The 22,024-nt window shown below is 36.1% G+C and carries 20 protein-coding genes; 2 read left to right on the top strand and 18 right to left on the bottom strand.

The genetic code is table 11. The annotated features are described in order from the left end of the window. Positions 1–4 precede the first annotated feature (4 nt). From brnQ to WKT09_RS02375, 14 genes are all read right to left on the bottom strand, one after another. A complete protein-coding gene (gene brnQ, locus WKT09_RS02440; protein WP_340414505.1) occupies positions 5–1,312 on the bottom strand; it encodes a branched-chain amino acid transport system II carrier protein in 1,308 nt (435 codons plus the stop codon). Between the two features lie 387 nt (positions 1,313–1,699). Continuing rightward, the gene (locus WKT09_RS02435) at positions 1,700–2,182 is read right to left on the bottom strand and encodes a DUF1307 domain-containing protein (RefSeq protein WP_340414504.1); all 483 of its coding nucleotides are present in this window, start codon (positions 2,180–2,182) and stop codon (positions 1,700–1,702) included. A gap of 140 nt (positions 2,183–2,322) precedes the next feature. After that, complete coding sequence (locus WKT09_RS02430; RefSeq protein ID WP_340414503.1) at positions 2,323–2,778, bottom strand: DUF1307 domain-containing protein; 456 nt, start codon at positions 2,776–2,778, stop codon at positions 2,323–2,325. A 133-nt stretch (positions 2,779–2,911) separates the two neighbouring features. Further along, on the bottom strand, positions 2,912–3,868 hold the full coding sequence (locus tag WKT09_RS02425; RefSeq protein ID WP_340414545.1) for a bile acid:sodium symporter family protein: 957 nt from the start codon (positions 3,866–3,868) through the stop codon (positions 2,912–2,914). 24 nt (positions 3,869–3,892) lie between these two features. Then, complete coding sequence (locus WKT09_RS02420; protein WP_340414502.1) at positions 3,893–4,198, bottom strand: Zn-ribbon domain-containing OB-fold protein; 306 nt, start codon at positions 4,196–4,198, stop codon at positions 3,893–3,895. A 1-nt stretch (position 4,199) separates the two neighbouring features. Beyond that, positions 4,200–5,333 carry a thiolase C-terminal domain-containing protein gene (locus tag WKT09_RS02415; RefSeq protein ID WP_340414501.1) on the bottom strand — a complete coding sequence of 378 codons (1,134 nt, stop codon included), beginning with the start codon at positions 5,331–5,333 and terminating at the stop codon, positions 4,200–4,202. Between the two features lie 254 nt (positions 5,334–5,587). Further along, the gene (locus WKT09_RS02410; protein ID WP_340414500.1) at positions 5,588–6,916 is read right to left on the bottom strand and encodes a Na+/H+ antiporter family protein; all 1,329 of its coding nucleotides are present in this window, start codon (positions 6,914–6,916) and stop codon (positions 5,588–5,590) included. Positions 6,917–7,078: 162 nt separating this feature from the next. Then, positions 7,079–8,749: a urocanate hydratase gene (hutU, locus tag WKT09_RS02405; RefSeq protein WP_340414499.1), complete on the bottom strand. Its 1,671-nt coding sequence runs from the start codon at positions 8,747–8,749 to the stop codon at positions 7,079–7,081. Positions 8,750–8,926: 177 nt separating this feature from the next. Next, positions 8,927–10,456, bottom strand: a complete 1,530-nt coding sequence (locus tag WKT09_RS02400; protein WP_340414498.1) for a helix-turn-helix domain-containing protein — start codon at positions 10,454–10,456, stop codon at positions 8,927–8,929. A 4-nt stretch (positions 10,457–10,460) separates the two neighbouring features. Continuing rightward, entirely contained in the window at positions 10,461–12,095 is a 1,635-nt protein-coding gene (gene hutU, locus WKT09_RS02395; RefSeq protein ID WP_340414497.1) for a urocanate hydratase, read from the bottom strand. A gap of 31 nt (positions 12,096–12,126) precedes the next feature. After that, the gene (hutI, locus tag WKT09_RS02390; RefSeq protein WP_340414496.1) at positions 12,127–13,398 is read right to left on the bottom strand and encodes an imidazolonepropionase; all 1,272 of its coding nucleotides are present in this window, start codon (positions 13,396–13,398) and stop codon (positions 12,127–12,129) included. Positions 13,399–13,416: 18 nt separating this feature from the next. Then, on the bottom strand, positions 13,417–14,901 hold the full coding sequence (gene hutH, locus WKT09_RS02385) for a histidine ammonia-lyase (protein WP_340414495.1): 1,485 nt from the start codon (positions 14,899–14,901) through the stop codon (positions 13,417–13,419). Positions 14,902–14,916: 15 nt separating this feature from the next. Beyond that, on the bottom strand, positions 14,917–15,843 hold the full coding sequence (gene hutG / locus WKT09_RS02380) for a formimidoylglutamase (RefSeq protein ID WP_340414494.1): 927 nt from the start codon (positions 15,841–15,843) through the stop codon (positions 14,917–14,919). A gap of 451 nt (positions 15,844–16,294) precedes the next feature. Then, the gene (locus tag WKT09_RS02375) at positions 16,295–16,756 is read right to left on the bottom strand and encodes a RidA family protein (protein ID WP_340414493.1); all 462 of its coding nucleotides are present in this window, start codon (positions 16,754–16,756) and stop codon (positions 16,295–16,297) included. A gap of 102 nt (positions 16,757–16,858) precedes the next feature. Here WKT09_RS02375 and WKT09_RS02370 point away from each other — a divergent pair, with 102 nt between their 5' ends. Then, entirely contained in the window at positions 16,859–17,752 is an 894-nt protein-coding gene (locus WKT09_RS02370; RefSeq protein WP_340414492.1) for a LysR family transcriptional regulator, read from the top strand. A 54-nt stretch (positions 17,753–17,806) separates the two neighbouring features. Here WKT09_RS02370 and WKT09_RS02365 read toward each other — a convergent pair whose 3' ends face one another. The 4 genes from WKT09_RS02365 to WKT09_RS02350 form a co-directional block, all read right to left on the bottom strand. Then, on the bottom strand, positions 17,807–18,157 hold the full coding sequence (locus WKT09_RS02365; protein ID WP_340414491.1) for an aminotransferase class I/II-fold pyridoxal phosphate-dependent enzyme: 351 nt from the start codon (positions 18,155–18,157) through the stop codon (positions 17,807–17,809). Then, positions 18,141–18,890 carry a pyridoxal phosphate-dependent aminotransferase gene (locus WKT09_RS02360; protein ID WP_340414490.1) on the bottom strand — a complete coding sequence of 250 codons (750 nt, stop codon included), beginning with the start codon at positions 18,888–18,890 and terminating at the stop codon, positions 18,141–18,143. Before WKT09_RS02360 ends, WKT09_RS02365 begins: the two co-directional genes overlap by 17 nt. 74 nt (positions 18,891–18,964) lie before the next feature. Then, positions 18,965–20,275 carry a YjiH family protein gene (locus tag WKT09_RS02355; RefSeq protein ID WP_340414489.1) on the bottom strand — a complete coding sequence of 437 codons (1,311 nt, stop codon included), beginning with the start codon at positions 20,273–20,275 and terminating at the stop codon, positions 18,965–18,967. 351 nt (positions 20,276–20,626) lie between these two features. Continuing rightward, a complete protein-coding gene (locus tag WKT09_RS02350) occupies positions 20,627–21,226 on the bottom strand; it encodes an alpha/beta hydrolase (protein WP_340414488.1) in 600 nt (199 codons plus the stop codon). A gap of 408 nt (positions 21,227–21,634) precedes the next feature. Between WKT09_RS02350 and WKT09_RS02345 the strand changes: the two genes are divergently transcribed. Further along, positions 21,635–22,009: a hypothetical protein gene (locus WKT09_RS02345; protein WP_340414487.1), complete on the top strand. Its 375-nt coding sequence runs from the start codon at positions 21,635–21,637 to the stop codon at positions 22,007–22,009. The last annotated feature ends 15 nt before the right edge of the window (positions 22,010–22,024 follow it).

Raw genomic sequence — 22,024 nt, 5'->3', positions numbered from 1 at the left:
ATTTTTATCTAGCTTTTTTCACTTTTCCTTGTGATTGATCGACGATATATCCAATAATAGCAACGACAAATGCTGGAACGACCCAACCGAGCCCATCTGCATATAAAGGTAAGTAACCGAATATATTTTCGATTACATCAATATGAATTTCAAAGAAATCTAATACACTTAAAATTGCAAATACGGATGTTACGATTACTGAACCGACATACATTTTTCGACTTTCACCGATCATCGGTTGAATACATGACAGTATAATTAAAACAATTGCAAATGGATAAATAAATACTAAAATAGGTGTCGCAATTGCTAAAATCGTATTTAAACCTAAGTTTGTAATTAACATTCCGATAACTACAAACAATAACACAAATTGTTTAAGTTTTATTTTTGGATAAATTTCATGAAAAAAACTTGCACATGCATTCGTTAACCCAACAGAAGTTGTTAAACAAGCAAGTAATACTATGACACCGAATACCACACTTCCTGTGCTACCAAATAACACGTTCGATGCATATACTAAAATATCTGCACCATTCGTCATTTCCACATCATATGTAAGTACACGGCCAATCCAACTTAAAGATAAATAAACTAAAATTAGCCCAATCGAAGAAATAATCCCAGCAAACGCTGTTCCTTTCATAATATCTTTCTTGTCTTTTACGCCCATTAACTTTAACCCATTAATTACGACAATTCCAAATGCCAATGCAGCGATCGCATCCATCGTAAAATATCCTTCTAGAAAACCAGTTAAAAATGGGGAAGATTCAAATTTTGGATCTGGTACACGTCCTTCATAATTCAACTTCATAAAGGCTTGTACAAATAAAATAGTTAACACGATTAATAATGCCGGTGTTAAGATTTTCCCAATATTGTCAATCATCTTTTTCGCATCGACACTTAAAAAGTAAGTGAATGTAAAAAATATTAATGTAAAAATGAACAGTGCCATTTTGTTTTCAACGGCAAATATTTGGGTAAAACCTAGTTCGTACGCAACACTCGCAGCTCTTGGAATTCCATATAATGCCCCAATAGACAAATATACTAACATAGAAAAAATGACACCGAAAATCGGACTTACACGACGCCCAATTTCTAGTAATCCATCATTTGAAAATGACACAGATAACACTGCTAAAAATGGTATACAAACAGCCGTCAATAAAAAACCAATAATCGCAGGGGTGAAATAATCTCCCGCCTGCATCCCAACTAAAGGTGGGAATATTAAGTTTCCAGCTCCGAAGAACAAGGAAAATAACATAAATCCTAATACGACGATATTCTTTTTATTCACTGAAATCCTCCTAAAAACCTTGCTACGTTTCTGCCTTCTATTAAATTATTTTCCTTTTCTGAAAATTTAAACAGTTTAGGTTGAAAAATAGCGAATGATAGAGCTTTTTATGTTACAAAAAAAAAGCCGACAAAAATTAATTTACCACTTATTAATTTAATAGTCAAACAACGTGAATGAAAAAATTGTTGAATAATGACAATTATTGTGTAAAAACAATGAACTTACTTACCAAAGCGACGACATACCATCGTTTAAACAAGTTTTATTTTCCCATGCCACTTTGCGACTGCTTATTTTTCATATCAATAGCGTCCCTTTTCTCCATTGCATATAAAGATAAAATCACCTCTAGAATTAGATAATCATCTAACTCTAGAGGTGATTTTACTCGACAACATAGCCTGCTTCCTCTAACTGACTTACCGTAGCTTTTAGGCTAATTCCTTTTTTAATGTTTCCATCAAATTGAATTCCTGGCACTTCCTTCAAGGCATCTATATCTACTTTATCAAAATCGATTGACAATGTTTCATGGACGCCTTCCTCTAAAAACTCCACATCGTACACTAATCCTTCTACTTTTCGATATTGTGCGATGACATCATTAAAAGCTACCTCTGCCGATGCTTTACTTGATACGCCATAATGATCATAAGACGCTTCATTTTCAGTCGTTTGCGTATGCACCTTATCGCCATCTGCTTCTAACGTAATCGTGTTCGTTAGCTCATCTGAAGGCAATTTCATCGTAACGGTATTTTTCCCATCCTCATCAAAATCAAAACCTAAATTTTCATCCGCGTCACTACAAGCGACTAGAACGATCGCAATGATAGCAACGAAACATCCTGTCCATAATCGTTTCATATGCATTACTCCAATCTCCACTAATCATACGTTCATTTTATCATGGAATCGTAATAAAATAATGGAGAGATTAAGACATTTTTATTACAAATTTCCATAAAAAAATCGATGCACAAACATATGCATCGACTTTTATTATTCTACTCTTCTACTTTTTCGAATCCTTCATCTTCTAAGTTTTCTTCTGTTTTCTCTAAGCTAATGTAGTCACTTTCTTCTTCTCCAAAGTCAAAACCAGCATCTTCTAATTCTTTTAAATCAGCTTCTTTATAATTTACTTCCATCACTTGTTCAAATTGATCATCTTGGAATTCATTAGAGACTTTCACACCTTTTAGTCCCTCGAATTCTTCTGTTTCACTTTCGACGTCCTCTTTTAACATTTCTTCTGCCATTTCTTTCGATTCAACGCCCATTGCATCATATGGGAAAGTCATCGTAACTTTTTGATTTTGAACTTTGTCTCCTTTGGCAGACATTTCAACTTTTGCTTTAATGCCCATTTCTTCCATTTCGTATGTAACATCTGTAGTTGCTCCACACGCTGCTAGCACCATGAATGCAAGTGCCATAATCATTACTGATAATTTCTTCATTCTATCCCCTTCTTTCCAATTACAACATTCATCAATATGAATATGTATAATTATGAATTTTTTAATCACATAAATCCACTCTATAATTCTATGAAATAAATGTCAATTAATTCTATAAAATTTATATGTTCTACTAAGATACTATATGTTTTTTATGTAAAAATGTTCGTTCAAAATAATTCGCAACGAAAGCACCTACCGTTAAATTAATAATCATATTAAGTACGGATGGTACTGCAGCAAGTGTCGTTAAATGTTCTGTCGCTAGAGTTGCCGATAGTGCTGTATTACATATTCCTGTATGAAAGCAAATAGAAATCGCATATGCTTTCGGTACTTTTAACCACCTCCACGCTAAAACATATCCTATATACATTGGAACAATTACTTGAAAGGCTACAGCGATAAAAATGACTGGCAAATGAACCAGATTTTCTTCCAATGTCGGTTGGGCTTTTGACACGACAGCTAATACGATAACAAATAAAGCCAACTGCGAAAAAATGGACGTATGTGGACGGATTCGTTTTACCATGTTTGAACATTTCCACTGTGCCAACCATCCTAAAAATAGTGGAATAAAAACGACAACGATAATATTTAAAAATAATGCCCAAAAATCGATTGGAATTATTTGTCCGACCGTCGCTTGCATGAGGGATGGAGTTAAAATGGGAGATACAATCGTATCTAATGTCGCCATCGTAATACTTAATGCAACTTCTCCACCGGCAATAAACGTATATAAATTAGCAGAAGTTCCACTCGGCACGGTGCCTGCTAATACGATTCCCGAAGCAATCTCAGGCATTTTTTTCATAAATAATAGAGCGATTAAGAGTGATATACCTACTGTAACAGTCCACTTTAATAAAAAACCATAAAAAGCATATTTCGGACTTTTTATCACTTTTATTATTTGTTCTGTTGATAATGACATACCCATTAAAAAAAAGATTAAACCTAAACAAAACTCCGTCCATCCTTGAATTGGTTCGAATATATGCGGTATCGCATACGCAAGGAAAGAAAAAAAGACGAGCCACATCGGCATAAACCTAGATATAGCAGTCGTCATGATGTGTATCACACGTCCCAAACGAATCCCTCACTTCTAGACAACCTTTTCAAAAATAAATGTTTGATTTTTCGTTTCTTTCCAACGAACTTTCTCTCCAATTGAAACAGCTTCTTGAATAAATGCAGTAATCCGTAAATTTGCTGTTAGCTGGATTAATGCAACTGTATATGGAGCAAAATCTACGTATTCCGGAGGTGCAACCCGAATGATTGTAAAACTGTATACGGTACCATTTGTCGGCAATGTAAATAATTCAAAAGATTGCGATTGACATTTTGGACAAAAAGTCGTTTTTGTTATACTTTCAGCGTGGCAATTTTGACATCGATAACCTTGCATCTTAGTTCACCCTTTCTAGAATATGAACGGTTGAATACGCACCTGTTCCACCTAAATTTTGTGCTAAAGCTAATTTGGGTTGTTCGACCTGATTCGGTGCCTTTCCTCTTAATTGAAGTACCAACTGATGAATTTGCGCCACTCCAGTAGCCCCGATTGGATGCCCTTTTGATAATAGTCCACCACTCGTATTAATTGGCACATCCCCTGTAAAAGTTGTTCTACCTTCCTCTAGTGCCATAAAACCTTCTCCACGTTTAAAAAATCCGAGTGATTCGGATGATACAATTTCCGTCATCGAAAAACAATCATGTATTTCAATGACATCTATATCTTCAGGACCAACTCCTGCTTTTTCATAAGCTAATTGTCCGGATGTTTTTACCGCTTCCAATGTAAGTAAATCATCGATATTTTGCATTTGTGTTGGGCCTGAACTTTGTGCACTTGCTCGAATTTTTACATCTGAAGGTGTTCGTGAAATAATAATCGCGCTCGCTCCATCTGTCGTCGGTGAACAATCAAATAAGCCAAGTGGATCGGTTATCATCCGTGATGCCATAATTTCTTCCATAGACGTTTCTACCCGAAACTGTGCCAGTGGATTTCGGATTGCATGGTTTCTATTTTTAAGCGCTACCTTCGCTAAATGTTCCTTTGTTGCACCCGTTTCATAAAAATAACGATTAGCAATCGTTGCAAAAAATCCTGGAAACGTGAGTCCTGCATGTTTTTCATTTGATTCATTGTCCATAGCAGCATTGATTGCTTTGGTCACCTCTACTGTTGAAATATGTTTCATTTTTTCCGCTCCGGCAACTAGAACCGTATCATATTCTCCACTTAAAACACTGATATATGCCTGCCTTAAAGCTATGCCTCCTGATGCACATGCCCCTTCTACTTTCATCGTTGGAATGGCTCCTAACCCTAAATCATTGGCCATAATCGCCCCTAATATTTCTTGGTTATAGACAGAACCACTCATAAAATTACCGACAAAAACCGCATCAATCTTCGGGTGCCCAGCATCTTGAATTGCTTCTTCTGCTGCCTCAAGTAACATTCCTTTTAATGTTTTATCTGGAAACTTTCCAAACGGAGTCATCCCAATCCCATTCACGTACATATCCATTTATTTCACCGCCTTTTCATATTGTTCCAATAACGCTCTTTTCAATATTTTCCCGCTACTATCTGCATATAAACATATGGTTTACCATGTAAATCTATCACTATACCCTATCATATTCATCCATCTACTATATTTCAGAAATTGTCATAACATATAAATATACGAACCCCACTCTAAATGTACGAAACCCCAAAAGTTGATCTTAGACCAACCTTTGGAGTTCATATATTTTTAAAATTTATTGTTCATACACATCAAAAAATAAATACTGCCAACAAGCCGAATAAGAATAACGGAATGTTGTAGTGTAAAAATGTTGGTACACAAGTATCCCAAATATGGTGGTGTTTCCCATCTGCGTTTAGACCGGAAGTTGGTCCAAGCGTAGAGTCACTTGCCGGGGAACCTGCATCTCCTAGTGCTGCAGCCGTTCCAATTAATGCCGCACCTGCTATTGGTGAAATTCCTGTCTCGATAAATATTGGTACGTATAACGCGGCTAAAATAGGAATCGTACCGAAAGATGTTCCAATTCCCATCGTAATTAATAATCCAACTAGTAGTAAGAATAAACCGATTAAAAAGTGAGAATCTCCTACAATTCCGATGGTTGCTTTTACCAACTCGTCGATATGTCCTGTTTCTTTTAAAACAGAAGCATAACCAGAAGCGATAAGCATAACAAATGCAATCATTCCCATCATGCCGATCCCTTCATTCACGACTTTGTCTCCTTTATAAAACTCAACAACACGTGTCGCAAACATCACAATAATTCCTGCTAAAGCCCCTAATACTAATGATTCTGTCACTATCTGAATGACAAGTGCTGCAATAATAGCTAGAATTGTAAACAAATGCCCTAAATTAAAGGATACTTTTTTCACGCCTGTAATACTTTCAGCCATATCGATATCTGTTAACTTCTGATCGCCTTCTACTTCTTTCGGCGCACGATCTTTTCGATACGTAATAAGTAAGGCAAAAAGTAACCCGACGATCATGGCCGCTCCTGGAAGCATCATCGCTTTTGTCACTTGCCCTAATGTTATATCAATTCCATTTGCATTCATCTCATCCACAACAATATCTTGGAAAATGAATCCGAACCCTATTGGAATTGTAATATATGGAAATTTCAATCCAAACGTTAATGCGGATGCAACAGCACGACGATCTAATTTAATTTCATCAAATAATACTAATAATGGCGGAATTAAAATTGGAATAAATGCAATATGTACTGGTATAACGTTTTGTGAAAAGCATGCAATAATTGCAATAGAAAACACTAATACTAATTTTCTTCCAGAGAAAACAGCTAACATTTTATTAACTAAAATTTGTGTAATTCCTGACATTCCAATCATAACAGCAAAAATTCCTAGTAAAATATAACTTAGTGCTGTTTCTGATTGACCTCCCATACCACCAATCATAATAGAGGCTGATTCTACAATCCCCATTCCAGATACAACACCAGCTGTTAGCGCAGCAATGATTAGTGCGAATAAAACGTTGATTCTAATTAAACTTAACACAACCATCACAATGACACTAATAACAACAGCATTTGTGAACATAACTCCCTCCCCTTTCCTTAAAACGCTTACAAATATGTATGTAAAAAATTGCACACATATAGCTTTGGCACTACACAGGTATCTCTTTATTCTGTGTAGTACCAAAATATATGCAGACTTTTTCTCCGAATCTATTATACTACATTCTAGTGAAAAACCTAATTATTTTTTCATTGGAATGTGTACGCCACGTTCTTCTGCTACTTCTAAGGCGCGACTGTATCCAGCATCTGCATGACGAATAATACCCATTCCAGGGTCAGATATTAAGACACGATTGATTCTTTCTGCTGCGGCTTCTGTTCCATCTGCAACTAATACTTGCCCTGCATGCATGGAGTAACCCATTCCTACTCCCCCACCATGGTGTAAACTAACCCAGCTCGCTCCACCACTCGTGTTTATTAGCGCATTTAATAATGGCCAGTCTGCCACTGCATCTGATCCATCTTTCATCGCCTCTGTTTCACGGTTTGGCGATGCAACAGATCCACTATCTAAATGGTCACGACCGAATACGATTGGTGCACTTAATTCACCACTTGCAACCATTTCGTTTACTTTTAGTGCGAAACGATGACGATCTCCGTATCCTAACCAACAAATTCTCGCCGGTAACCCTTGCCATTTAACCATTTTCTGCGCCATGTCAATCCAGTTTACTAATGCTTCATCATGGGCGAACATTTCTTTCGCTAACGCATCTGTCTTATAAATATCTTCTGGATCTCCAGATAACGCTGCCCAACGGAATGGACCAGAACCTTCACAGAATAATGGACGTAAGTATGCCGGTACAAAACCAGGGAAGTCAAATGCATTCTCTACTCCTTGTTCTTTTGCAAACTGACGAATATTATTTCCGTAGTCAAATGTTTCTGCTCCAGCTTTTTGTAAATCTAGCATCGCACGAACATGTGCAGCTATCGTAGCTAAAGATAATTCTTCATATTTTTTCGGATTTTCTTCACGTAACTGTAATGCTTCTTCATATGTCATACCGTTCGGCACATATCCATTTACCGGGTCATGTGCACTCGTTTGATCTGTTACGATATCAGGAATGAATCCTTTATCATGAATCGCTTGGAATACGTCTGCACAGTTTCCTACTAATCCAATCGAAGCAGGCTCCCCTTTTTCTGTTAATTCTTTTACTTTTGCAAGGGCTGTATCAAGATCTTCCTCAATGTAGTCACAGTATCCTTCTTTAATTTTTCTTTCGATACGTGCACGATCTACCTCAACAACTAAAATAACTGCTTTCGCCATTTTACCTGCTAATGGTTGAGCCCCACTCATTCCACCCATACCACCAGTTAAAATAAATTTACCAGTTAAATCAGGTGTACCATATAATTTCTTTCCAGCTTCTACAAAGCTTAAGTATGTTCCTTGTAAAATACCTTGTGCTCCAATATAAATCCAACTTCCTGCCGTCATTTGACCGTACATCATTAAGCCTTCCTTATCCAGCTTATTAAAATAATCCCAGTTTGCAAATGCAGGTACAATATTCGAGTTTGCAATTAAAACACGTGGAGCATGTTCGTGTGTACGGAACTTCCCAACTGGTTTACCAGATTGAATTAATAATGTTTCATCATTTTCTAATGCTTTTAATTCATGAATAATTGCATGGTATGATTCCCAGTTTCTTGCAGCCTTTCCAATTCCACCATATACAACTAAGTCGTCTGGATTTTCTGCCACTTCAGGATCAAGGTTGTTCATTAACATTCGCATTGCCGCTTCTTGAACCCATCCTTTACATGTTAATTCATTTCCTCTTGGTGCACGAATGTTTGTTACCTTTAATCTATTGTTTTCCATCTATAATCTCTCCTTCACTTTGTATATCATTAAAATTGAACCGCTTACATGAAACGCTTTCCATGTTGCTATAGTTTAAGTTTAGCACAATGTGCATTTTTACATAGTAGAAAATTATACAGGTTTGTGCACTTTTCTACAGTTGATTTTTGCACTTTAAATCGATAAAGTTTTTCATTATCTCCCCCGTAATACATTATTACGATATGTTGTAGGTGTCATCCCTTCTGCTTGTTTAAAAACCCGGCTAAAATACTGTGACGAGCTAAAACCTACTTTTTCTGCAATCTCATAAATGGTAAAATGAAGCTCTCGCAACATCTCTTTTGCCTTTTTCAACCGTATTTCTGTTAAATAATCTACGAAGGAACTCCCAGTCGTCTGTTTAAATAAATGACTTAAATAGTTTGGACTTAATTCAACCATATCTGCAAGCAAATCTAAACTGACATCTGAAGCATAATGTTTCTCTATATATTGCAATACAACCTGAACCGAACGTAATGTCGTTTCATTATTTGTTTCTCGAATAGATGCAATATATTGTGTCATCATATTCATCATCATTTCTTCTAATTCACGCAATGTTTCTATTTCATACATTTTTTTAGCGTATTTAATTTGTAATGGCATTATTTGTTTCGGATTTGCACCATGTTGTATTGCAGCTTCTGATATGGTCGATAACATTTCAATCATTTGCAATCTAAAAATGAGCGGTTCTACTTTGCTTTCCTTTACATATAAAAACAATGCTGTACACGCCTGTCTAGCGCCATCCATATCCCCATGCACAAATACAGAAATAATATCTTGTACCTTCCTGTTTAATTCTTCATACGACACGGTCTCATAATAATCGACATCTTGAATATGAATAATCATATTTTCTTCTGTAAATAAACTGTATGAATACGCATATTCACTTTCTTTAAATGATTCATGTATATTTCTCGGGTCATCATAACGATTGCCAATCCCAATCGTTACGGTATAAGGTGTCTCTTTCGCAATTGCCTTTTGTAATGTAACTGCCTGTTTCATTGCATATTCCCGACTGTTTTCTTCCTCTTCCATCGGTAATGGTAATAAAATCGCAAATTGATGTTCATGTGTTAAGACGATTAAAGAGGCATGAAACGGTAATTGTGCACGAATGACGTACAATACTTCTTTTCTCAAATTATTTTTCCAGTAAATGCCTTTATTTTTCGCAAGGCGATTAAAATGGTCAATGCTTACGAGTAAAACTGTATTTGGAAGTGCAGTCAATTGTGCTAATTTACTTCTTTCCCAAATTTCACGGATGTTTTTTGCTCGACCATGGATTAAATCATATGCCAAACTTTCTTTCATTGCCCGAACAGAAAACTTTTCTTGCAGTGCAATGCGGTATGCATTTTTCTTCCTTTTTTCTTCTTCATATTGTAATTGTGTCAATGCTAATTCCCAGCAATGGTCCATCATATAACAACGTTCTACCCCTTGATGAAACCACCAAATAACATCTTGCTCCCAATATTCATCCATGACAACTATCGTTTTGGCAACGGATATAGAAGAAAGTAATTGTTTATCATTAGGAATAAAGAGGATGCCTACTTTTTGTGGGAGTACATCTACTTCACGTAATATCATATTTTTTTCGATCGATATCGGGAGTAATTTTTTATATAAGGAGGGTACATGATATAAATTCAATTCCATCTGTTTACTCTCCCTCCATTTTCTCTAATAAATCGATTGCTTTTTTATACCCTGCATCCGCATGGCGTATCATATTCATCTTTGGATCTACTGCTAACACATGACGCAATCTATCTGTCGCCTCTATCGTTCCATCCGCAATAACAGTCATCCCAGAATGGACAGAATTACCAATTCCCATGCCACCACCGTTTTGAATGCTAACCATGGATGCACCTGCACTTGTATTTAACATCGCATTTAAAATCGGCCAGTCCGCAACGATGTCACTACCATCAAGCATTTTTTCCGTTTCTCTAAAAGGTGCTGCCATTGTCGACCCTTCTGAATGATCTCTCGTAAACGCAATTGGACCTGATAGTTCTCCTGTTTGAACCATCTCGTTGACGAGTACACCAATTTCTTTTCGTTCTTCATAATTAAGCCAACAGGTACGAGCAGGTAAACCGTAAAAATATATTTTTTCTTGGACGAACTCTATCCATCGTTTCACCCGTTCATCATGTGCAAACTTCTGTAAAATCATATCGTCAATCGTATAAATATCATCTGGATTCCCACTTAATGCAATCCACCGACATGGACCACGCCCTTCACAATATAATGGACGTAAATATGCCTCTGTGAATCCACGAATTTGTAATGCATGTTGGACCCCTAATTGATATGCTTGTTGTCGAATATTATTTCCATATTCAAATACAATTGCACCATGTTTTTGAAATTGTAGCATCGCCTCCACATGTTCCATGATCGTTTCTTTCACGAGTGCCTCATAATGTTTTTTATGTTTGCTTCGTAAAATCTTTGTTTGTTCAACCGTTAAGCCACTTGGTACATAGCCGTATGTTACATCATGTGCAGACGTTTGATCTGTTACAATATCTGGAATAAAATGAGCATCTAATGCATATCGATAACAAGTTGCAGCATTACCAACGACCGCTATTGCCAAAGGTTTCCTCGCTTCTGCCGCTTCTTTCGCTAACACGATTGCTTCTTCCATCGTCTGTACTTTTAAATCACAATAATTAGAAAGGAGCCGTTTATCAATTTTCTCTTCTGATACTTCTACAACAATACAAACACCGCCATGCATCGTTACAGATAATGGTTGTGCGGCACTCATTCCCCCTAAACCGGATGTGAGTACAATTTTCCCTGCTAATGTTCCGTGAAAATGTTGATCGGCAATTTCTCCCATCGTTTCAAATGTCCCTTGTAAAATACCTTGCACACCAATGTACGCCCACGAAGCTGCTGTCGATTGTCCATACATCATTAAATTTTTTTGAACTAATGCTTGAAAATGTTCATCATCCGAATATGCTGGAACTAAAATAGAGGAAGCATTCACGATACGTGGCGCTTCCTTAAACGTCCGAAACTTTCCAACCGGTTTTCCTGATTGAATAAGCAATGTTTCATCTTCCTCTAACGTTTGCAATGATTGAATGATAGCATGGACTGCCTCCTCATTTCGTGCTGCTTTTCCTTCGCCACCATAAACGACAAGGTCTTTACTATTTTCCGCAACCCGAGGATCTAAACTATTTAAAAATAGTCTAAGCAACCCTTCTATTTCCCAATTTTTACACGTTAGTTCATTGCCAATCGGTGAAGTATATGCACGTTGCATCGTTCATACCCCTCTATATATAATTTACGTATTAAATAATATGACGGTCTTTTACAACTACTTTTCCTTTTTTCACTACCGTTTGAACATGGTTCATTCCATACTGATACGATAACATTAAATGATTTTTCACATCGAATATCGTAAAGTCTGCTTGTTTTCCTACCTCAATACTTCCAATTTTATCTGCCTCATTAATCGCATGTGCAGCGTTAATCGTTGTTGCTGTAATAACCTCTTCCGGTGTCATCCCCATTTCTAAACATCCTAAGTTCATAATGAATTGTAATGATAAGGTTGGAGAAGATCCTGGGTTCGCATCTGTCGATAATGCTAAAGCAACCCCTTGATCAATCATTTTTCGTGCCTCTGCATAATCAGCCATTAAGAAAAATGCTGTTCCAGGTAACACTACACCGATTACGTCATTATCTGCCATCGCCTTAATTCCATCATCTGATGCACGTAATAAATGTTCTGCTGAAATCGCCTTTACTTCCCCAGCAGTTTCTGCACCACCATATGGTTCGATTTCGTCTGCATGGATTTTAGGAATTAAACCATATTGCTTCCCAGCCTCTAGTACTCGTTTAGACTGTTCTGGCGTAAATACTCCACGTTCACAGAAAACATCATTAAATACAGCTAATTTCTTCTCCGCAACAACTGGCAACATTTCATTAATAACGAGATCTATAAACGCTTCAGGCTTTTCTTTATATGCCAGTGGTACTGCGTGAGCTCCCATGAAAGTAGAAACAAGGTCCATATAATGGTCTTCATTTAATTTCTTCGCTACTTCTAATTGTTTTAATTCGTGTTCTAATGTTAACCCGTAACCACTTTTTGCTTCGATGGTCGTGATCCCATTTAATAACATTTTATCTAAACGTTCTTTAGACTGTTCGTATAATTCTTCAAAACTAGCAGCTTGTGTTGCACGAGTTGTCGCGTGAATCCCACCACCAGCATTCATAATTTCCATATACGTTTGTCCTTCTAAACGCATTGCATACTCATTTTCACGAGTTCCTGCATATACGATATGTGTATGTGGATCCACTAAACCTGGTGTTACAACTTTCCCAGTTGCATCCACTACTTCTGCTTGCTTCAATTCTTCTGCATAATGTTCCTGTATTGCTACATCATTTCCAACTGCAATGATGACTCCGTCTTTTGCCAATACCGAACCATTTTCGATAATGCCGATATCACTCATTTTTTCTTTTTTTGCCGGTTTTTCTGAATGACCTGCAACTGTTACTAATTCTGATGCATTTTTCAAATAAATATACGACATCATGATCCCCTCCAAAAATTATAATGTTTTTAAATAATCATTTACTTGATCAATATCTTTATGGAAAATACGATCTTCTGTAATGCTCGGAACAAATTCATGTAAAGCATTCCACTTCGCTTGAATTTTTTTAGACGCTTTCGTAACGCCACGATATTCTAATGCTTGTTTCGCACAAATTGCTTCAATCGCTAACACACGGCGACTATTTAGTAAAATATTATAAGCGTGTCTCGATCCGATCGTCCCCATACTTACATGGTCTTCTTGGTTTGCTGAAGATGGGATAGAATCCACACTTGCCGGATGTGCTAATGTTTTATTTTCGGATACTAATGCAGCAGCTGCATATTGCATAATCATCGCACCTGATTGTAATCCTGGTTCAGGACTTAAAAATGGTGGTAGATCATCGTTTAATTGTGAATTTACTAAACGCTCAATACGACGCTCTGAAATATTCGCTAATTCCGCAATCGCTAATTTTAAAAAGTCCATTGCAAATGCCATTGGTTGTCCGTGGAAGTTCCCACCGGAAATAACAGTGTTTCCACCGTCAAAAATTAACGGATTGTCTGTTGCAGCATTTATTTCTATCGTTAATTTTTCTTTTACATAATCAAGCACTTGCCATGACGCGCCATGTACTTGTGGAATACATCTTAATGAATAAGCATCTTGTACACGTTTTTCTCCTTGGCGAGTCGTTAACTGACTTCCTTCTAACCAATGAAGCATTCTTTCTGCTACTGCTAATTGTTGCGGGTAACCACGAACCTCATGTGTTTCTGGTGCAAATGCATCGACAACACCTTCTAACGATTCAAATGTCATACTTGCAATCCACTCTGCATCAAGGGCTAATTTTTCTGCTTCTAAGTAGTTGATTACTCCCATTGCTGTCATCGTCTGTGTACCATTAATTAATGCAAGTCCTTCTTTTGCTTGCAATGTAATTGGTTTTAGACCGTTCGCTTCTAATACTGGTAAACAGTCAACAATGTCACCATTTTCATCAAACACACGACCTTCTCCAATTAACACTAATGCTAAATGCGCTAATGGCGCTAAATCTCCTGATGCCCCTAAAGAACCTTGTTGTGGAATAACTGGTACGATGTTTTTATTAATGAGTGCTTGTAGTAATTGTATCACTTCTACACGGATTCCAGAAAATCCTTTTAGTAACGCATTTAAACGTAAAACCATCATCGCTTTTGCGACACGTGGTTCAAACGGTTCACCAACTCCACATGCGTGTGAACGAATTAAGTTTAATTGTAAATCTTCGACATTTTCAGCTGCAATCGCAACATTACTGAAACGACCAAAACCGGTATTAATACCGTAAACGGATTCTTCCCCTTGTACGATTTGCTCCACAGATTTACGGCTCTCTTTTACTTTTTCAATACTTTCTTCTGCCAAAGAAACTTGCCTGTCATCATATAAAATTTCTTTCAACTGTTCTAATGTTAATGTATTACCGTTTAATTCAACCATTTCGGTCACCTCTTACTATTTATTTTTATTTGAAATCGTTTCTGCTAATATGTACGCAATCAATCGACTTGTACGATGATCTACATCATATGTTGGATTCACTTCTGAAACATCCATACTGATAAACTTTTCTTGCTGTACAACATAATTCGTTATGTTACGTACCGTTTGTGCGTTTAATCCGAATGGTGCGGGAGCACTTACTCCTGGTGCAATTGATTGATCGATCACATCGGTACAAATCGTATAAATAATTACATCATGTGCCGAAACAAATGCATCTATCGTTTCATATGTAGATGCGATTGGATGAATTTCCTCTGCTTTCACATGTTGTGCACCAAGTTGAGCTGCCGTATCAAATAATTGTTCTGTGTTTCCTAATTCCTGAATGCCAATAACGAGATAGCCAGCACGTTCATCACTTTCTAAAATTTGACGGAACATTGTACCTGATGAAGGTGTCTCATCGATTCGCATATCGAAATGAGCATCTAAATTGATCATCCCAATTTTTTTATCGGGTCCAATCGCTTCTCGCACACCTAAATAATGTCCGTAAAATGTTTCATGTCCACCACCCAAAATAATTGGCGTATGGTGTTTGGAAATAATTCTAGCAACACTTTCTCCCAATCGCTTCTGTGCATCTTCTAAATTTTCATCGTCACAACGGACATTTCCAATATCAAAAAGATTTTCTTTTTCTACATGGTACGGAATACTAGCAAGCATAGAGCGAATTGCATTAGGCCCTTCTTTTGCTCCTAATCTCCCTTTATTTCTACGCACTCCTTCTTCGCATTCAAAACCGACAAAACTGAATGATTGTTCTGTCGCTTTCGTTAAATCTTCTATTTTTCTATGTTGAACGACTTGATGAAATCGCTTACCTTTTGCGTTTACATCTTCCCTTCCAGTCCATTCAAAAACCAAGGACATCATCCCCAATCTACAATACTGTTACTTCTATATTAATTCAAGATATTTATAATCTCCAATATGTATTTTCTATATATTTATAGTTTATTGTTATAAATAATAAAATTCCTCAATAGAATAGTGTACAAAAAGCATCTATTTTCTCTTTTTGACATGCAATAAAACCATGAAGGACTGCCATATTCCTTCGAACATATCGTATAGTTTAAAAATAATTGCAACGAAAAAATGATCAGTAAATAATTAGTTAGATGTAACTCCGTCATGATTGTGAAGAAAGGATAAACTTTATTCAGAGCTAGACTAAAAAAGCTCGGGAAAATCCCTGTGGACGATAAAAGGGAATTTCAGTAAATTAATTTCTACTGGAATTCCCTTTTCATTTTATTTACTCAACGTCATCGCTCCATAAATCTAAGTTGTCAAACTACCATAAAACACGATCGTTCACTTACTCAAATTCAACGATCATTTCCATTTCTAACGGAATATTAAATGGTAATGATGGTGTAGATACTGCTGTACGTGCATGTTTACCTACATCTCCAAACACATCTATCAATAATTGAGAAGCCCCGTTCATCACGGAAGGTTGTTCTATAAAATCATCTTTTGAGTTTACGAAACATAACAATTTGACAATTTTTTTCACACGATTTAAATCCCCTAATTCCTTTTCAATGACAGATAAACAATTTAGCGCTGTTAACCGTGCCGCTTCATACCCTTCTTCAACTGATAAATCTACTCCCACTTTCCCTGTAAAAGGAAACTCACCATTTTCAGCTCGGCAATCTTGTCCTGACGTATACAATAAATTACCAGTCGTTTGGCTCGTAATATATAACCCTGCAGGTTCTGGTGCTTTCGGTAATGTTAGATTCAATTCATCTAAACGATCATATATATTCATATTTTCATTTTCCTTTCTGTATAAACTATATATTCTCTTCTATTTATAAATATATGTTATAATTAAGCTACAAATCAATCAAAAAAGACAAGGTGATACATGATGGATTATCGATTATTACATTATTTCACAACTTTAGTCGACCAAGGCTCATTTACGAAAGCCGCACAACATTTACATATATCCCAACCTTCTTTAAGTTCAGCTATAAAAAAACTAGAAACGAGTGTCAACTTAAAATTAATTGAACGAAGTACACGTAATTTTCAACTGACGAAAGAAGGAGAGATTGTGTATAAGGAATCTAAAAAACTTATTCAACATTTCCATTATGTTGAAAATGAAATCCTTCGTTTAAAAGATAACGGACCATTGGAAATTCAAATCGGCCTCATTGAATCTGTCAAATTTTGGCTACCTAAAGTAATTGCAACATATAACGAAAGATTACCTGACGTACGAATCAAATTACTTGAAGTACTTGGACTAAAAAAAGTAGAGCAGGCATTACAAAATTATAAAATCCATTTAGCCATTACTAACCAACGATTCAAATCAGATGAAATAAAATCAATTCCAATATATAAAGAAAATCTCGTCGCCCTCTTGCCGAAAAATCATTCGTTACAACAAAAAGAAACGATTTGTTTCCAAGATATTAAAAATGAGCAATTTATTATTTGCAAAGAAGGATTTCAAACGAGAGACGATATTTTAAACGAATTTCTCGAACTCGGTATTACCCCGAATATTAAGTTTGAAATCGAACGTTTTGAAACAGCATACTCATTAGTAGAGGAAGGAATCGGTGTGACAATCGTACCTGAAAATTACATCCGTTCCTTCCATATTGACTCATCTCAAATTAAACATTTTGACAATGACCGTTTATCCCGCACTGTCTATATCGCCTTTTTAAAAGGGCGTTATTTACCACCTGTCATCGAGCAGTTTATTGATATAACGAAAAACTTCTTTTACGAAAATAACGCTTAAAGAAAAACACGAACGATTGGCTACTCATGTAAAGACCAGATCGTTCGTATTTTTTTATAAAATGTCCTTTAATAGATCGATGAATTGCTTATTTTGCTCATGTGTACCGATAGAAATACGAACATAATTTTGTAATCCCCAACCTGCACATGGACGAATAATGAATCCTTTTTCTAAAAGCTTTTCAAAAAGTACAACACCATCTTGTTTCATATCAACGAAGATAAAATTCGTATGTGATGGGTAAACCTTACACCCTAATGCTACTAATTGCTCTGTTACAAATAACTTTTCTTCACGATTCATCTTCATATGTTTTTCACCAAATGCCACATCTTTTATACTTTCGACTGCACCGGCTATTGCTACACGATTTAATGCAAATGGTTCACGTAAACGAAGCATTGGTTCTAATACTTTTTTTCGTTCCTATTGCATAACCAACACGTAAACCTGCTAAACTATAAAACTTAGAAAATGTACGAATCGTTAAGACATTATATCCTGCTTTGAATAAATCAATTCCAGTTTTATATCCTTCTACATCTACATATTCGATATACGCCTCATCTAAAACTACCAATACATCTTTTGGCACATCGCGAATAAATGCCTCAATTTCCTCATGATCAACGATTGTTCCTGTTGGATTATTCGGGTTACAAATAAAAATTAATTTCGTTTTCTCGGTAATATTTTCCTTCATCGCATGTAAATCAAACGTAAAATCTTCGCGTAATGGAACTTCTACTGGAACACCACCCATCAATAAGGTGGAAGAACGGTATGCTGGAAAAGTCGGTGTGCAATAGAGCACTTCATCCCCTTCATTGACATAAGCACTAACAACGATCGATATAACATTATCTGCACCATTTCCCGTCATTATTTCATCCGCACTTACATGATAAGTTTCTGCTAATACTTCTCTTAATGCACTTGCAGACGTATCAGGATACAAATGCGTTTCCAGTACTGCTTTTTGCATTGCTCGTTGTGCTTTTTCAGAAGGTCCTAAAGGATTCTCATTCGATGCGAGACGATGTACTTCCTCTAAACCGTATTGTTGTTTTACTTCTTCGATGGATTTACCTGGAACATATGCGGCAATTTGTTCCACCTCTTTTCTCCATTCCATTTCAAACACCTCTTTCCTATGAATGCTCATAAAATAATTGTAAAGCTTTTCAACAGAGACACTTCAATGTTAGGCTAGAGTAATAAATATGCAATTGGTGTAACGATAATAATAGTTAAAATCGTACGCTCAATCCAAATCACAATTAACTTTGGAATACTTACAGGAATTTCCGTTGCTAAAATACAAGGAATAAGCGCAGAGAAAAACAAAATTGCTGATACAGATACAACTGCTGTTACGAATTTCGTAATTAATGGTGCATCTACTACGAGTAATGACGGTAAAAACATTTCGGCAATTTCAATCGCTGACGCCTTCGCTGCTAACAATGGTTCAGGCACTTGCATTAACCACGTAAAAGGATAGAAAATATACCCAATAATATCAAATAATGGTGTATATTCAGATAAAACAAGCCCTAATAAGCCAATCGACATAATCGATGGTAAAATTGCCATGGTCATTTCAAACCCATCTTTAAAGTTAATCCAAATATTTTTCGGTAAAGATGGTGCCTTATCTGCCACTTCCATCGCTTGACCCCAAGCAACCTTTAACTTATCTTCTTTTACAATTTGTTCTGGATGTCCTTCTTGCCCTTCATAATAATCATCACTTAATTTACTTAACGGCCAAATACGAACGGTGATTGCTGTTACTAAAAATGTGACAACTAATGTGACCCAGAAATAAATATTCCAAATATCCATCATATCTAAAGTTTTTGCGATAATAATCATGAATGTAACAGAAACTGTCGAAAATCCCGTTGCAATAATGGTCGCTTCTCGAACGGTATACATCCCTTTTTTAAACACACGGTTGGTAATAAGTAAACCGATTCCATAACTTCCTACAAAAGAAGCAACAGCATCAATCGCTGATCGTCCCGGTGTTTTCCAAATCGGGCGCATAACAGGTTGCAAAAATACTCCTACAAATTCTAACAAACCATAGCCAACTAACAACGCTAAAAATACCGCACCGACAGGGACAATTAATCCTACAGACATTACAAGTTTATCAAATAAATATGGCGCCATATCTGGGTCTGCCATCCAAGCAGGGGCAAAATTGAACACTAACATTACTGTAACAATTGCTCCGATTACTTTAAATATAGATAAAATGATTTCGACCACATTTTTATTCCACGTTTTTTTCCAAAACGGATACACCGCTCCCATGATAATAACGATTAAAATATAGTAGGGAATGGCTGGACCAAACGTTTCTTTTAAGAACGTAACGATATGATCTAAAGGAATCGTTCGATTATCATTGATCGTAATCGGGATAAAAAATGTGAATATTCCGATAAAACTAAGCACAAAAAACTTTATATAATTGCCAGTATTATAAATGCTCTTCTCATTTCCCATTTTCATTCTTCCTTTCCATTGCGAGATAAATATAGCGCTTTCATAAATTACTTGAAAAGACATACATTTAATACCATTTAGTATATGTCAAATTAGCTATATGCACAAATACTAAATGACTATATATTTATAGATTTTAGTTATAAATCCCTTCACAAAAGATGAACAAATACTATGGATGCATACCCACTCCACATGAAGAAAGCCTAATAGAAATAGAAGGAAAAGCCTTTTTATTATTTTCACATGTAGGAAGAGAAAAAGCGTATTGTTAGTTCTCTATTAAGCACAAAAAGTGACACAAGCATAGATAAACTAGCCTGCACCACTTTATTTTATGATAAGATTCTCTTAAAAATTCTCATGAAACCAATTTTTCGCTCTCTCTACTTCTCCTTGTACTAACTGATGCCCACCAGGTGTCCAAAACACCTCTACCTCTGCTTGAGCTTCTACTAACAACGTTTCTAAATCTATTGATTCTTGCGCCGGACACATTGGATCTAATTCTCCCGCAGTAATTAATACATGTGTCCCTGTTAAATTAGGTAATGATATTCCACGACGTGGTACCATTGGGTGGTGTAAGATCGCCCCAATTAATGCATCTTCATAATGGAATAATAAACTAGCAGCAATATTTGCACCATTTGAATACCCAATCGCCACCATTTTTGTGCGGTCAAAATCGTATTTTTTCGATGCTTCATCTAAAAATGCATACAATTCTTTCGTTCTAAAAATAAGGTCTTCTTCATCAAAAACACCTTCTTCAAACCGTCTAAAAAAACGCGGCATACCATTTTCAAGAACATTTCCTCGTACACTTAAGATAGATGCTCCCGGTGCAACCATTTTTCCTAATTGTATTAAATCATGCTCTGTTCCACCTGTTCCATGCAACAAAAGTAAAGTTATATCTGAGGAGCCTTTTTCAAATATATGTTTCATGCCATCATTCCCTTCTAGTTTTATCCATACTATTTCCTGGGTAATATTTCATATAATTATCTCTATTTCGAACTTCTCTATTTAATCATAGTGAAGTTTGTACATAAAGTCAAAAGTTAAAATCGTACAAATTATCTGTAACAGGTAGCAACTACTTTCAATAGAGAATTCTAATATGATAAACTACATAAAAGCCTTGCAGTAATATGCCAAGAACCAAATAAATAGTTATGCCATCATCAAGATGTTATAAGGGATAAACAGAGAAAGTAAAATTCTTTCACTTTCGGCTGAAATCGGTCTGAAAGCGTCCACAAGAGTGAAAAGTGAACGAAGTATGAGCAAATTTAAACAAATAAATTATTGCCAAAAATATGGCTTCAACATATTATATGAGGAGGACTTCATATGGAAATCGAAGGAGATATTGTAACAAAAAACTCCCCTAAAAAAGGGATTCTAAAAAACATGTCGATTGCACTCGCAGAAAATGATGTCGCATATTTTACCGAACAGTTAAGTAATAATGCAACATGGGAAATCATCGGCAATCGAACGATTAAAGGAATAAGTGATATTCAAGAAGCATTACATGCCCTACACGGCGGAAAAACGACCGTCTTACATTTAGACCATATCATTACACACGGAAATGTCGGTTCAACTAATGGTCATTATGTACAAAACGGGAGGAAAATTGCCTTTAGTAATGTATTTCAATTTGGGACATTTCGTAAACAAGCAAAAATTAAAAAAATAACGTCATATTTTATTTACGTCTAAACGTAAAACCGCTCC

The sequence above is a fragment of the Pseudogracilibacillus sp. ICA-222130 genome, assembly GCF_037892545.1.
Taxonomy (GTDB): domain Bacteria; phylum Bacillota; class Bacilli; order Bacillales; family Amphibacillaceae; genus Pseudogracilibacillus.
The sequence above is the reverse complement of the archived record's forward strand: the minus strand, read 5'-3'. Positions and strand labels throughout refer to the sequence as shown.